Origin of the sequence: Stutzerimonas stutzeri, from assembly GCF_002909485.1 — a bacterium.
Taxonomy (GTDB): Bacteria; Pseudomonadota; Gammaproteobacteria; order Pseudomonadales; family Pseudomonadaceae; genus Stutzerimonas; species Stutzerimonas stutzeri_AH.
Genome location: NZ_PPXG01000004.1, coordinates 115,259 through 128,814, shown reverse-complemented (window position 1 = coordinate 128,814; position 13,556 = coordinate 115,259). Strand labels below are relative to the sequence as shown.

The following is a 13,556-nucleotide window of genomic DNA, read 5'->3' as shown; positions in this document are numbered from 1 at the left end:
AGTAGCCGCGCCGAACACGATGTCTCAGCAGTGAAACACGCACCGGCTCGAGGGTTGAAGCGAGGTATCGGCCAAAAGACCCGCGCCTCAGGCAATCGGATCGGAGGGCGGGGTAGCGCTCGACCAGTCTGTCTCCCGCACGCCGGGCGGGCTCAGCGAGAGGATAACGCGGATGCAAAAACGGCTGCCCAGCCCAGGGCGCGACTGCTGATCGAGCTGCCCGCCGAGCACTTCGATCAGCCCCCGGCTGATCGCCAGACCAATGCCCAGACCGCCATAACGGCGCGTCATCGAGCCATCCACCTGGCGGAACTGCTGATAGAGAAAGGCCTGGTCAGCGGCGCTGAAACCAATGCCACTGTCGATCACCTCAATGCTCAGCTGCAGCTCACGCTGCTCCACTGCGCCCGCGAAACGCAGGGTCACCGCTCCGCGTGAGGTGAACTTGATGGCGTTATCCAGCAAGTGACGGACACTCTGTTCGAGTTTGTCGCCGTCGCCGTAAACAAGGTCGGGGAGCCTGTCGTCGAACTCCAGCTCGAAGGCAAGGCCCTTGCCATCTGCGTGCGCGGAAAATTGCTGCTGCAGCCGTGCCGCGGTGTCGCTCAGGCTGAAACGGTAGTCCTCCGGGCGGAGCTTGCCAGCCCGTAGCTCGCTGAGCACCAGGATGTTGTTGACCAGGCGCATCATATCGCGGGCCGATCCGGTGGCGATGTGCTGATACTGCTGCAGCTCCTCCGGGGTGTCGGACGTTGGCAGCAACTCCAAGGCGCCCATCACGCCCATCATCGGCGTACGCAACTCATGGCTGATGTTGGAGAGGAATTCGTCCTTGAGCCGGTTGCTCTCGGCCAGCTCGCGGTTGAGCTGCTCCAGTTCGGCTCGGGCATCCTCGAGTATCGTGGCCCGCTCGTCCTTGAGGGCGTTGATGCGATCGGCAAGCGCCATCGACAGCAGCACCACTTCCAGCGCCGCGCCCAGCTGGCTAGCGTACATCGTCAGGAAGTTGTGCGGCAGGTGGCCCAGTACCATCAGCGTATTGATCTGCCCGCCGATCAGCAGCGCACTCCAGGCGATGATGAAGTAACGCGCCACCCGCATGCCGCGCAGCCAGGCGAGGATACCGGCGGCAAACACCGCCAGGGTGAACAGCAACGCCAGCCCTGTGGCCAGGCGCAGCGACAGGCCGTAATCGGTGGTCAGCGCCAGCACCATCACCACCACGGAGAAGCCGATGATCAGCCGTAGCAGCCGATCCATCCAGCGGCTGTGCTCGGCAGTGCGCAGAAAGCTGCGGGTAAACAGGCAACCGAACAGCCCGGTGGCACCGATCAACAGTGGTGTCGCAGCATTGGCCCACCAGGGGCGATCAGGCCAGAGGAACTGCACGCCGGCGCCGTTCACCGAGACCTGATAGAGGCCGAACGCGGCAATGTAGAGGATGTAGTAGAGGTAGCTGGGATCACGGATGCTGATATAGATGAACAGGTTGTAGACCAGCATCGCCAACAGCACGCCGTAGATCATGCCCAGCACGTAGATTCGCCCTGGCTGCGCTTCCAGATAGGCATGCTGTGACCAGAGGCTCAGCGGCACCTGGATCGAGCCTTCGCTCTGCACGCGCAGATACACGCGCTGTGGCTGGTTGGCCGGCAGTTCGATTTCGAACAGGTAGTTGCCCTGACGTATCTCGCGACTGGCCCATGGACGGGTGTCGCCGGTGTCACGGGCGAGACGGTAGCCGCCCTGTCCATCTGCCAGGTACAGCTGCAGGCTGTCCAGCGGAGGATAGGCCACCTCCAGCAGCCAGCGTCGCGCCTCTTGCGATGCCTGCGGTCGATAGTTCAGATCAACCCGCACCCAATGCGCAGAGCGGGAATAGCCAGCGTTGAACACAGCGCTCTGATGGGGCTGGAAGCGGCTTTCGAATGCCGGCGACGCGATGTCTTCTATCTGCACGTCGCCGAGCGGATCTTCGAACACCTGCATAAGCGACCCCAGCGGCAGGTGGCGGGTCTCTTCGTCGAGCTCGACGGCTGCAGCCAGCGCGGGCAAAAGGGCCAGGATGAACAGGAAGACGTACCGCATGGTGCCTCGTGCTGGCCAGATGACGAATGCGAGCTCACTCCCGTGAGCCCCGCCGCCCGGTCCGAAAACCAAAGTGCCAGCAATCTACCATAACGGCTGTTCAAGCCGGAAAAAGCGAATGCCCCTGGCGATCAATCCGATGATCGGCGATAGCAATGGTGGCGCTTGGACGCACAACAGGCGCGTCCCGCTGCCAGCGTTTGATGATAAGCTCGCACGCCATGAAAAACCCTACTTCAAGACCCGTCGTCCTCTGTCTGTCCGGCCATGATCCCAGTGGCGGGGCCGGTCTGCAGGCGGACATCGAAGCACTGCTGGCGCAGGCCTGCCACGCTGCACCAACCGTCACTGCACTCACCGTGCAGGACACTGTCGACGTTTCCGACTTCCGCGTTCTAGACCGCGAATGGGTGCTCGCCCAGGCCAACGCAGTGATCGCCGATATGCCAATTGCCGCCGTCAAGCTGGGCATGCTCGGCTCGGTGGAGATGGTCGAGACCGTTCTCGAAATCATGGCCAAGCTACCCGGCGTGCCACTGGTCTGCGATCCGGTTCTGCGCGCCGGTGGTGGCGGTGCACTGGGCAAGGAAGACGTCGGCTATGCCATGCGTGAGCGGCTGTTTTCGGTGTCCACCATCGCCACGCCCAACCTGCCGGAAGCGCGCATTCTTGCCGAGCTGCCTGATGGCAGCGCCGACGAGTGTGCCGAGCGATTGCTACCGCATATCCGCCACCTGCTGATCACCGGCGGGCATGGCGATGAAAGCGAAGTGCACAACCGTCTTTACTGCAGCGATGGCAGCCGTCACGATTTCACCTGTGCACGCCTGCCAGGCAGCTATCACGGCTCCGGCTGCACCCTGGCCAGTGCACTTGCCGGTCGCCTCGCGCTGGGTGAGGAACTGACCAGCGCGGTTCGCTCCGCACTCGATTACACCTGGCGCACGTTGCGCGACGCCGAGGCGCCCGGACACGGGCAATTCATCCCGCGGCGCCTGCCGCTGGACCTGGTCTGACTGGAGAGAGCAGCGCATGAAGGAATCGACCCGCCTGCGCGGCCTGTACGCCATCACTGACAGCAAGCTGCTAGCAGAAGGTCGCCTGCTGCCTTACGTCGAAGCGGCGCTGAAAGGTGGCGCACGCTTGCTGCAGTATCGCGACAAAACCAGCGACGAGGCCCGACGGCTACGCGAGGCCGATGCGCTGCAAGAACTCTGCGCGAGGTATGGCGCGCAACTGATCATTAACGATGATGCCGAGCTGGCAGCCCGCCTTGGCGTTGGCTTGCATCTCGGCCAGGAAGATGGCTCCCTGTCCGCCGCGCGCGCCCTGCTCGGGCGCCAGGCAATCATAGGCGCCACGTGCCACGCACAGCTGGCGCTGGCTGAGCAGGCCGCCCGCGAGGGTGCGAGTTACGTCGCCTTTGGCCGTTTCTTCCAATCGCAGACCAAACCCGGCGCACCCTCAGCTGATCGCGAGCTGCTGCACGAAGCCCGCGCACGTATCGGCCTGCCCGTCGCCGCAATCGGCGGCATCACGCTGGATACCGCACCGGCGCTGATTGCGGACGGCGTGCAGATGATCGCCGTGGTGCATGCGCTGTTCGCCGCCGACACCGCCACCGAGGTCGAACGTCGCGCCCGAGCGTTCAGCCAATTGTTCATCACCCCCTGATTCCGCCACGGCGGGCCGCACCACGGCGGCCTGCCCTTGTTTTGCGAGGCCCGCATGTCCCGTTCCGAAACCCTTTTCGCCAGCGCCCAGACCCACATTCCAGGCGGCGTTAATTCACCCGTTCGCGCCTTCCGTAGCGTCGGCGGCACCCCACTGTTTCTCAAACATGCCGCCGGCGCCTACGTGATCGATGAGGATGACAAGCGCTACGTCGACTACGTTGGCTCCTGGGGCCCGATGATTCTTGGCCACAGCCATCCGCAGGTGCTCGATGCCGTGCGTCGCCAGCTCGAACACGGCCTGTCCTACGGTGCACCGACCGCCATGGAAACCGAGATGGCAGAGCTGGTCTGCCGCCTGGTCCCGTCCATGGAAATGGTACGCATGGTCAGCTCCGGCACCGAAGCGACCATGAGCGCGATTCGCCTTGCCCGTGGTTATACCGGCCGCGACGACATCATCAAGTTCGAGGGCTGCTATCACGGTCACTCAGACAGCCTGCTGGTGAAAGCCGGCTCCGGCGCACTGACCCAAGGCGTGCCGAGCTCGGCCGGCGTGCCGGCGGATTTCGCCAAGCACACGCTGACCCTGGCCTACAACGACCTGGCCGAAGTCGAAGCCACGCTGCAGGAAAAGGGCGAGCAGGTCGCCTGCATCATCGTTGAGCCGGTAGCCGGCAACATGAACTGCGTGCCGCCGGCGCCGGGCTTCCTCGAAGGCCTGCGTACCCTGTGTGATGCGCACGGCGTGGTACTGATTTTCGACGAGGTAATGACCGGATTCCGCGTCGCCCTCGGCGGCGCCCAGGCGTACTACGGTGTGACGCCGGACCTGTCGACCTTCGGCAAAATCATCGGTGGTGGCATGCCGGTTGGCTGCTTCGGCGGCAAGCGCGCGATCATGCAGCATATCGCCCCCCTTGGCCCGGTGTACCAAGCGGGCACCCTGTCAGGCAATCCACTGGCGATGGCCGCCGGCCTGACCACCCTGGAGCTGATCAGTCGCCCAGGCTTCCACGACGAACTCAGCGCATACACCAGTCGCATGCTGCAGGGTTTGCAAGACCGCGCCGATGCCGCCGGTATTCCCTTCGTCACTACCCAGGTGGGCGGCATGTTCGGCCTGTATTTCAGCGGTGCCGATGACATCGTCACCTTCGCCGACGTCATGGCCAGCGACGCCGATCGCTTCAAGCGCTTTTTCCATCTGATGCTGGAAGGCGGCGTCTACCTGGCACCAAGCGCCTTCGAGGCGGGCTTCACCTCCATCGCCCATGGCGATACCGAGCTTGCGATCACCCTGGACGCAGCCGAGCGCGCCTTCGCCAAGCTGAAGTGAGTTCGATGATGGAGCTGCTCCAGACCGCCCTGCTTACCCTGAGTGCCGGTGCCAGCGCGGTGCTGGTCGGTCGCGCCCGGCGCCACTACGGTGAAGCAGACCAGCCCGCGCTGTTCAGTGCACTGCTCGGCTTCATCCTAATGGCGGCCAGCGGCGCATGTGCTGCCGCAACCTTAATAGGGATGGATCTCGAGGAAGCACACCAGTGGCTGGAGCGCGCCAGTCTGCTGCTCGGTCTACCGCTGATTGCAGTGGCAATGCTGAACCTGGCACGCGGCTGGGTGTGGAGCCGACCGAACTGGGGACGCGTGGTATTGGGACTGTGCGTGTTCTTCGAACTGGCGCGACAACTCGGATGGAGCGAGCCCTACGCCTTCGGCCTGATGCTAGCCAGTGGCCTGTTGGTGATCTATGCCGGCGTCCTGCAGTGGCCGGCGAGCCTGCCAACGTTCACCGGACTGGCGGCCGGCATCCTGTTGCTGGGCACCGCACCGCTTCCGAACAGCATGCTGATCGACCATCCGCTCACCAATGCAGGCCCGCTGCTATTGGCTATCGCCAGCCCGCTGCTGGCCATTCTGCTGCTGCGTTTGCCGGGCAGCACTAAAGAGGATCGCCCCGCTGTCGCATAAAAACCCGATAGCAGGCGGTTAAAGGCTTTGTAAGCAGACTGCAGCTTATCCATAATGTGACGGCTGGCTCGTTCCAGCCTTTCATTACCGCCCTGCTCCTCGAGGCGCCAGATTTCATGATCCGCACCGGCCGCATCCTGTCTTTGGGCTGTCTGCTGCTTCTCTCGCCTCTCACGGCTATCGCCGGCGGGAACACTTTGCTGATCCCGGCGACTGCCCGCTGTGCGCTCGACACGCCCCCCGAAGACCTGCCCGAAGCCCTGCGCAGCTGCCATCAGTCTGCCAGCGAGGGCGACGTACAAGCTGCCTATGAGCTGGGCGAATTCCATTACGACGGCCGGCGCGCCCCGCGCGACCTGGCCAAAGCACTGTACTGGTTCGAGCAGGCCTCGCTGCGTGGCCACGCTGCGGCGCAACATCGACTTGGCGTCATGTTCTTCCGCGGCGAAGGCGTCAAGGCCAACAACGTGCAGGCCTACATCGTGTTGAAGATGGCCGCTGTAAATGGCGAAGACAATGCACTGGACACAGCCGATCGAGTCTCGGGGCAGATGCGCCGCGACGAGCTGGAAATTGCAACTCAGGTGCTTGGCCAGATCTTTCGCGACTACCTGATGCAGCTGCAGGCCGCCGACGCACCGCTTATTCCGTGAGCAGGAAACACCGATCGTGCCTGCGGCATCCACCCGCGCTTTCCCCTGCCCGGTCCTGGGCATATAATCGCCGGTCATTTTTTGCACAACGCCGGCCCGTAACATGACCCGCAAGCTTTTCATCGAAACCCATGGCTGCCAGATGAACGAGTACGACAGCTCGCGCATGGTGGACCTACTGGGCGAACACCAGGCCATGGAAATTACCGAGAACCCGGCAGAAGCCGACGTGATCCTGCTCAACACCTGCTCGATCCGCGAAAAGGCCCAGGAAAAGGTCTTCTCGCAACTGGGCCGTTGGCGTGAACTGAAGCTGGACAACCCGCAACTGGTGATCGGGGTCGGCGGCTGCGTGGCCAGTCAGGAAGGCGCTGCCATCCGTGACCGCGCACCGTATGTCGACGTGGTCTTCGGTCCGCAGACGCTACATCGCCTGCCGGAGATGATCGACGCCGCGCGCACCACCAAAAAACCGCAGGTGGACATCTCCTTCCCCGAGATCGAGAAGTTCGATCGGCTGCCCGAGCCGCGCGTCGATGGCCCCAGCGCATTCGTGTCGGTCATGGAAGGCTGCAGCAAGTACTGCACCTTCTGCGTGGTGCCTTACACGCGCGGCGAGGAAGTCAGCCGGCCGATGGCCGATGTGCTGGCGGAAGTCGTCCATCTGGCCGAGAACGGCGTTAAGGAAATCACCCTGCTGGGACAGAACGTCAACGGCTATCGTCACGACGGCAGCGACTTCGCCGACCTGCTGCACGCGGTTTCGGCCATCGACGGCATCGGTCGCATTCGCTATACCACCAGCCATCCGCTGGAGTTCTCCGACGCCATCATCCAGGCCCATGCCGACATTCCGCAGCTGGTGAAATACCTGCACCTGCCGGTACAGGCCGGCTCCGACCGGATACTGGCGGCCATGAAGCGCAACCACACCGCGCTGGAGTACAAGTCGCGCATCCGCCGTCTGCGAGCGGCGGTGCCGGATATCTTGATCAGTACGGACTTCATCGTTGGATTTCCCGGCGAGACCGACAAGGACTTCGAGCAGACCATGAAACTGATCGAGGACGTCGGCTTCGATTTCTCCTATTCGTTCGTCTATAGCGCGCGCCCTGGCACACCGGCGGCGGACTTGGTCGACGACACCCCGGACGAGGTGAAGAAGCAGCGTCTGGCCATCCTCCAACAGCGCATCAATCAGCAGGGTTTCGAAAACAGCCGACGGATGGTAGGCAGCACCCAGCGCATCCTTGTGACCGATTACTCGAAGAAGGACCCAGGCATGCTGCAGGGCCGCACCGAGCACAATCGCATAGTCAATTTCCGCTGTGACAGCCCACGGCTTATCGGCCAGTTCGTCGACGTGCACATCGACGACGCCCTGCCGCACTCGCTGCGTGGCACCCTGCTATCTTGAGAATCGCGATCGCGGCCCCATGTGATTACATTGGAGCCGCGACCAGCTACGCGACTGCGCTTTCCGCTTTGCGCCCGCGGCGCTATTCTTCCCCCATCACTTCGCCGACCACGGCCATATATAAAAGCCCTTGAACGCACCCATAGAACCTCATCGCTTCACCCTCGAACCCTTTGAAGCCAATCGCTTCGCCAACCTCTGCGGCCAATTCGATGAGCATCTGCGCCTGATCGAACAGCGCCTGGAACTGGAAATCCGCAACCGCGGCAACCAGTTCGAGCTGATAGGCCCGAGCGACGCGGCCAAGTCCGCCGAACAGCTGCTACGCCGGCTTTACCGGGAAACCAAGAACACCGAGCTGTCCCCGGACATGGTGCATCTGTACCTGCAGGAATCCGGGATGGAAGAACTGGCCAACCCGAACGCCCACCAGGGCGCTGTCCTACGTACGAAGAAAGGCATGATTCGCCCACGCGGCGCAAATCAGCAGCGCTACGTCAAAGCCATTCTCGACAACGACATCAACTTCGGAGTCGGCCCGGCCGGTACCGGCAAGACTTACCTGGCAGTGGCCTGCGCCGTTGATGCGCTGGAGCGTGAGCAGGTGCGCCGCATTCTGCTCGTGCGCCCTGCGGTCGAGGCCGGTGAAAAGCTCGGTTTCCTGCCCGGCGACCTGGCCCAGAAAATCGACCCTTATCTACGCCCGCTCTACGACGCGCTTTATGAAATGCTCGGCTTCGAGTACGTCGCCCGACTGATCGAGAAGCAGGTCATCGAGATCGCACCGCTGGCCTACATGCGTGGCCGAACGCTGAACAACAGTTTCATCATTCTCGATGAGAGCCAGAACACCACCCAGGAACAGATGAAAATGTTCCTGACACGGATCGGTTTCGGCTCCACCGCCGTGATTACCGGCGACATCACCCAGGTAGACCTGCCGCGCGGCACCAAGAGCGGGCTGGCGCATGTCATCGAGGTGCTCAAGGACGTCAACGGCATCAGCTTTACCCATTTCAAGCCCAAGGACGTGGTTCGTCATCCGTTGGTGCAGCGTATCGTCGAGGCGTACGAGTCCTTCGAAGATCGCCAGCTCCCGACCGGCAAGCGTGCGGCGCAGGACACCGCCGGTGATTGAACTCGACCTACAGTGCGCCAGCAGCGGTGCAGCACCTGCGCTTGCCGACCTGCAGCGCTGGTGCGAACTGGCACTGCGGCAGCGCAGTGGCGACTCGGAGCTGACCATCCGCCTGGTTGACGAGGCCGAGGGTCGCGAGCTGAACCGTACTTGGCGACACAAGGATTACGCGACCAATGTGCTGTCGTTCCCGGCAGATGTCCCAGACGAATTGCTCGATATTCCGCTGCTCGGCGATCTGGTCATCTGCGTGCCAGTGGTCGAGCGCGAGGCCGGGGAGCAAGGTAAAACCCTGGCAGCGCACTGGGCGCATCTGGTCATCCATGGCTGCCTGCACCTACTCGGCTACGATCACATCGACGACGCCGAAGCCGAGGAAATGGAAGAACTGGAGCGGCAACTGCTGGCCGAATTGGGTCATCCCGACCCTTATGCCGAAGAATCGCCCATCACGGGCACTTGCAAGGACTCTTGAGTCAAAAACATGAGCGAAGATCGATCGATCAGCGGGCATAAGACCTGGCTGGAAAAAATCACCCAGGCTTTTGCCCATGAACCCAAGAATCGCCAGGAGCTGCTGGAAATCCTGCGCGAAGCCCACCAGAACAAGTTGCTCGATAGCGAAGCGCTGGCCATCGTCGAAGGCGCCATCCAGGTCGCGGACCTGCAGGTCCGCGACATCATGGTGCCCCGCTCTCAGGTGATCAGCATCAAGGCCGATCAGTCGCCGCGCGAGTTTCTGCCAGCGATCATCTCTGCGGCGCACTCGCGCTATCCCGTTGTCGGCGAAAGCCTCGATGAGGTGATCGGCGTGCTGCTGGCCAAGGATCTGCTACCGCTGATCCTCAAGGACGAACACCACGGCTACGACATCAAGGATCTGCTGCGCCCGGCGACCTTCGTCCCCGAGTCCAAACGCCTCAACGTTTTGCTGCGCGAGTTCCGCGCCAACCACAACCACATGGCCATCGTAATCGACGAGTATGGCGGCGTGGCTGGGCTGGTGACCATCGAGGACGTGCTGGAGCAGATCGTCGGCGACATCGAGGATGAGCATGACGTCGAAGAAGACAGCTACATCCGTCCGTTGCCCAGCGGCGATTTTCTGGTCAAGGCACTGACACCGATCGACAGCTTTAACGAGTTTTTCAACAGCGCGTTTCCGGATGATGAGTTCGATACCGTAGCCGGCCTGGTGATGAGCACCTTCGGTCATCTGCCCAAGCGCAACGAAGTTGCCGAAATCGAAGGCTTCCGGTTCCGCGTATTGAACGCCGACAGTCGTCGCGTGCACATGCTGCGCCTGACCCGTCTGGCCGATCCAAACCGCTGAGCATGCCGTGCCGCGTAGCAAGTCTGCGCGGCACGTTTTGCCAGCGCAGCGTTGGCTTGCCCAAGCACATCGTTTGACCGTAGCCTCCCTCCGCACCCGTCGCGCAAGGAACCCCAATGCACTGGATCACCCGCCCCGGCTGGCCTGGCAACCTGCTGGCAGTGGTCGCCGGCAGCCTGACCACCCTGTCACTGGCCCCGTTCAACATCTGGCCGCTGGCGCTGCTTTCCGTCGGCCTGCTGTACCTCGGTCTGTGCAAGGTCGGGCCAAAGCAGGCGGCACAGCGGGGCTGGTGCTATGGCTTTGGCCTGTTCGCCTCCGGGGTTAGCTGGGTCTACGTCAGCATTCACGACTTCGGAGCCGCTTCGCCGGTGCTGGCGGGGCTGCTCACGCTGGGTTTCGTTGCCGGTCTGGCGCTGTTCTTTGCACTGCTAGGCTGGCTCTGGGCGCGCCTGCTGCGTGATCGCCATTCCGCTTTAGGTGATGCGCTGGCGTTCACCGCACTCTGGCTGGCACTCGACGCACTGCGCGGGTGGATACTCACGGGCTTTCCCTGGCTCTACACCGGCTACAGCCAACTCGACGGCCCCCTGGCTGGACTGGCGCCAATCGGCGGCGTATGGCTGCTGAGCTTTGCCATCGCACTGAGCGCCACGCTGCTGGTGGCATTGCCAAGGCTGCGCACCGACAAGCCTCGCCTGGCCGTTGGCGTTGTGTTAATGGCATCCCCCTGGATTGCAGGTCTACTGCTCGACGGGCATGCCTGGACCACTGCCAAGCGCGAGCCGCTGAGCGTGGTCGCGGTCCAGGGCAACGTCGCGCAGAGCATGAAGTGGGACCCGAAGAAGCTCGAGATGCAGCTGCTGTTGTATCGCGACATGACGTTCCGCAGCCGTCCGGCGGATCTGATCGTCTGGCCAGAAACCGCGGTCCCGATCCTCAAGGATCACGCTGAAGGCTATCTGCAGATGATGGCTGGCTTCGCCGAGCAGCGCGATGCGGCGCTGATCACTGGCGTACCGGTACGCCAGCCCAATGCCGATGGCGAGCTTCGTTATTACAACGGCCTCACCACCGCAGGCGACGGCTCCGGCACCTACCTCAAGCAGAAGCTGGTGCCCTTTGGCGAGTACGTACCACTACAGGATCTGCTACGGGGCCTGATCGCCTTCTTCGACCTGCCGATGTCCGACTTCGCACGCGGCGACTCCGGTCAGCCGCTGCTGCAGGCCAAGGGGCTGAAGATAGCGCCCTACATCTGCTATGAAGTGGTCTATCCGGAATTCGCCGCAGGGCTCGCCGCACAAAGCGACCTGCTGCTCACGGTGAGCAATGACGCATGGTTCGGCCGCTCCATTGGACCGCTGCAGCACCTGCAGATGGCGCAGATGCGTGCCCTGGAAGCCGGTCGCTGGATGATTCGCGCGACCAACAACGGCATCACCGTGTTGATTGACCCCTTTGGGCACATCACCGAGCAGATTCCTCAGTTCGAACAAGCGGTGCTGTACGGCGAAGTGACCCCGATGCAAGGCCTGACGCCTTACCTGCGTTGGCGCTCATGGCCACTGATTGCCGTGTGTGCGCTGCTGCTCGGCTGGGCATTGGTCAGGCGCAAGGCCGAGACCTGAGCAGCCGAATCCGCAGGATGGACTTCAGCCCGGCACCAGCACCTCCGCCGGCTGGCCGAAGTCCACCCTAAGACGTCTCGCCCCAAGACCGCTTGAGCCTGAACCGCAAGAAGCCCTTCATTCGGGTTGTTCAGCTGCCCCATCGTAGACGAGCGGATAAACCGCCATGCCAACGATTTCGTTGATCAGCATGCCGTTCTGCCAGAACGCCTTGGCCTCCGGCAGCCAGCCATTCAGTGGCCGACCATTGGGCACGCCCATGAACCCCACCGGCGCGGCGACCACCTCGATACCGTTCTGCTCGAAGCACCATCGTGAACGCGGCATATGCGATGCGGACGTGACCAGCACCACCCGGTCGATTCCGGCGGCACGCAGCATTTCAGCGCTGAAAACAGCATTTTCCCACGTCGTGCGGCTGCGCTCTTCGAGCCAGCGAGTCGTGACATCGAGATCGCGCTGCAGGACTTCCGCGCCAAGCATGGCTTCGCTGGGCGGCTCGCCGAAGTGCAGACCACCGCTGGTAAGGATCGGCAGGTCGGATGCCTTGGCTATGCGCGCGGCATACCGCAATCGCTCGAGCGCGATATAGCCAGGCTGGTCCCCACCCCAGGCGGGATCGCTCTGCTCCCGACCGGCACCGAGCACTACGATGGCGCTGGCTCGCTCGCCCAGCCCTGACCACTGCGCCTCGCTCAACGCTGGCTCGCGCTCGACCAGCCGCGCAGACCATTCGACGACTACCGGCAGACTCATCAGCCAGAGACCGCCAAAGCCGGTGACAAAACACAACGCCGCCAGCTTCGGCGCACGCCGGCGCAGCCACCAGCCAAGCAGCAATAGCAGCAACAGCCCGCCTGGAGGCAACAACAGCTGCTTGAACAGATAACGAATCGGCATCCGACTTCCCCGGCAAAGGCCATCACTCTAGCCGCTACCGGCGCATTTGTCGGCTGCCGCGTCCGCTCAATGGCGCGGGTAGGTGTGCAATCGCTGCCGCGCGCGCAACAGCTGCGAACCGCAGGCGGGGCAAACTGCAGGTCCGGCCTCCTCGGGCCAGCCCACCTCGGTGTTGCACAAGGCGCAGCTCAGCGTCTGCTGCAGCGCTAATGACGTATGTTTGCAGCGTGCGCCATGGCGATGCCGTCCACTGCCGCGCACCATGGGACGCAACGCCTGACGTGACAGATGGGCTTGCTCCTCGGCCGCGGCATGCCATCCGGAAAGCCATTGGGAATCACGCTGCAGATAGGCACGGATCAGCTCGAACTCCGCGGGCGTCAGGCCACGCACCTCCAGATCACCAGCGACCCCGGGATCACCGGTCGTGCCACGCTCCGCCTCCTGCAGCGCCGAACTCAATCGCTGCAGTACCCGCGCATATAGACTGCTGTCTTCAGATCGCGGCTCTCGGTCCATCAAACTCACCTCATATTCGTCCCGCCCCTGATCAAGCGTAGCTCAGCTTCGCTTGCCCAAGCCTCGCACGACGGATGGAGCCCTCAGGGCGGCGGCAAATCGGGTTTCCCTAGGCCGCGGGGGGTCATGTATGCTACGGCGCTTCCATGCCTCCGCCTGCAACCTGCTGGGTCACGGTTTGCGCCAGGTCCGCCGGACCCGCCAACCGCCCCTGCGACAGCATTTCCGCGGAG

Annotated in this window: 13 protein-coding genes; 10 read left to right on the top strand and 3 right to left on the bottom strand. The window is 63.0% G+C overall.

Annotation, left to right across the window (positions count from 1 at the left end):
* Nucleotides 1-87: 87 nt before the first annotated feature.
* The gene (locus CXK91_RS10955; RefSeq protein ID WP_103456163.1) at nt 88-2,088 is read right to left on the bottom strand and encodes a sensor histidine kinase; all 2,001 of its coding nucleotides are present in this window, start codon (nt 2,086-2,088) and stop codon (nt 88-90) included.
* Nucleotides 2,089-2,309: 221 nt separating this feature from the next.
* Here CXK91_RS10955 and CXK91_RS10950 point away from each other — a divergent pair, with 221 nt between their 5' ends.
* The 10 genes from CXK91_RS10950 (at nt 2,310) to lnt (ending at nt 11,904) form a co-directional block, all read left to right on the top strand.
* Entirely contained in the window at nt 2,310-3,104 is a 795-nt protein-coding gene (locus tag CXK91_RS10950) for a bifunctional hydroxymethylpyrimidine kinase/phosphomethylpyrimidine kinase (protein WP_103456454.1), read from the top strand.
* 16 nt (nt 3,105-3,120) lie between these two features.
* Nucleotides 3,121-3,762: a thiamine phosphate synthase gene (gene thiE, locus CXK91_RS10945; protein WP_103456162.1), complete on the top strand. Its 642-nt coding sequence runs from the start codon at nt 3,121-3,123 to the stop codon at nt 3,760-3,762.
* Between the two features lie 54 nt (nt 3,763-3,816).
* On the top strand, nt 3,817-5,100 hold the full coding sequence (gene hemL, locus CXK91_RS10940; protein WP_103456161.1) for a glutamate-1-semialdehyde 2,1-aminomutase: 1,284 nt from the start codon (nt 3,817-3,819) through the stop codon (nt 5,098-5,100).
* 8 nt (nt 5,101-5,108) lie between these two features.
* Nucleotides 5,109-5,732: a hypothetical protein gene (locus CXK91_RS10935; RefSeq protein ID WP_103456160.1), complete on the top strand. Its 624-nt coding sequence runs from the start codon at nt 5,109-5,111 to the stop codon at nt 5,730-5,732.
* 116 nt (nt 5,733-5,848) lie between these two features.
* Complete coding sequence (locus CXK91_RS10930; RefSeq protein WP_103456450.1) at nt 5,849-6,385, top strand: tetratricopeptide repeat protein; 537 nt, start codon at nt 5,849-5,851, stop codon at nt 6,383-6,385.
* Nucleotides 6,386-6,488: 103 nt separating this feature from the next.
* Nucleotides 6,489-7,802: a tRNA (N6-isopentenyl adenosine(37)-C2)-methylthiotransferase MiaB gene (miaB, locus tag CXK91_RS10925; RefSeq protein WP_103456159.1), complete on the top strand. Its 1,314-nt coding sequence runs from the start codon at nt 6,489-6,491 to the stop codon at nt 7,800-7,802.
* A gap of 130 nt (nt 7,803-7,932) precedes the next feature.
* Nucleotides 7,933-8,940: a PhoH family protein gene (locus CXK91_RS10920; protein WP_103456158.1), complete on the top strand. Its 1,008-nt coding sequence runs from the start codon at nt 7,933-7,935 to the stop codon at nt 8,938-8,940.
* Complete coding sequence (gene ybeY, locus CXK91_RS10915; RefSeq protein WP_103456157.1) at nt 8,933-9,415, top strand: rRNA maturation RNase YbeY; 483 nt, start codon at nt 8,933-8,935, stop codon at nt 9,413-9,415. The genes CXK91_RS10920 and ybeY overlap by 8 nt, the downstream gene beginning before the upstream one ends.
* A 9-nt stretch (nt 9,416-9,424) precedes the next feature.
* Nucleotides 9,425-10,273: an HlyC/CorC family transporter gene (locus CXK91_RS10910; protein ID WP_103456156.1), complete on the top strand. Its 849-nt coding sequence runs from the start codon at nt 9,425-9,427 to the stop codon at nt 10,271-10,273.
* 116 nt (nt 10,274-10,389) lie between these two features.
* Nucleotides 10,390-11,904 (top strand): apolipoprotein N-acyltransferase, encoded by a 1,515-nt coding sequence (lnt, locus tag CXK91_RS10905; protein WP_103456155.1) that lies wholly within the window; start codon nt 10,390-10,392, stop codon nt 11,902-11,904.
* 117 nt (nt 11,905-12,021) lie between these two features.
* On the opposite strand, the gene CXK91_RS10900 is transcribed toward lnt, so the two are convergent.
* Both CXK91_RS10900 and CXK91_RS10895 read right to left on the bottom strand, forming a co-directional pair.
* Nucleotides 12,022-12,804, bottom strand: coding sequence for a YdcF family protein (locus tag CXK91_RS10900; protein ID WP_103456154.1), 783 nt, complete (start codon nt 12,802-12,804; stop codon nt 12,022-12,024).
* A 66-nt stretch (nt 12,805-12,870) separates the two neighbouring features.
* Nucleotides 12,871-13,323: a hypothetical protein gene (locus CXK91_RS10895; RefSeq protein WP_103456153.1), complete on the bottom strand. Its 453-nt coding sequence runs from the start codon at nt 13,321-13,323 to the stop codon at nt 12,871-12,873.
* Nucleotides 13,324-13,556 lie beyond the last annotated feature (233 nt).

Coding starts and splice junctions, on each gene's coding strand:
- miaB (WP_103456159.1), top strand. CDS start 6,489: ATGACCCGCAAGCTTTTCATCGAAACCCATGGCTGCCAGATGAACGAG.
- CXK91_RS10930 (WP_103456450.1), top strand. CDS start 5,849: ATGATCCGCACCGGCCGCATCCTGTCTTTGGGCTGTCTGCTGCTTCTC.
- CXK91_RS10895 (WP_103456153.1), bottom strand. CDS start 13,323: ATGGACCGAGAGCCGCGATCTGAAGACAGCAGTCTATATGCGCGGGTA.
- hemL (WP_103456161.1), top strand. CDS start 3,817: ATGTCCCGTTCCGAAACCCTTTTCGCCAGCGCCCAGACCCACATTCCA.
- CXK91_RS10900 (WP_103456154.1), bottom strand. CDS start 12,804: ATGCCGATTCGTTATCTGTTCAAGCAGCTGTTGTTGCCTCCAGGCGGG.
- CXK91_RS10935 (WP_103456160.1), top strand. CDS start 5,109: ATGGAGCTGCTCCAGACCGCCCTGCTTACCCTGAGTGCCGGTGCCAGC.
- lnt (WP_103456155.1), top strand. CDS start 10,390: ATGCACTGGATCACCCGCCCCGGCTGGCCTGGCAACCTGCTGGCAGTG.
- CXK91_RS10950 (WP_103456454.1), top strand. CDS start 2,310: ATGAAAAACCCTACTTCAAGACCCGTCGTCCTCTGTCTGTCCGGCCAT.
- thiE (WP_103456162.1), top strand. CDS start 3,121: ATGAAGGAATCGACCCGCCTGCGCGGCCTGTACGCCATCACTGACAGC.
- CXK91_RS10955 (WP_103456163.1), bottom strand. CDS start 2,088: ATGCGGTACGTCTTCCTGTTCATCCTGGCCCTTTTGCCCGCGCTGGCT.
- CXK91_RS10910 (WP_103456156.1), top strand. CDS start 9,425: ATGAGCGAAGATCGATCGATCAGCGGGCATAAGACCTGGCTGGAAAAA.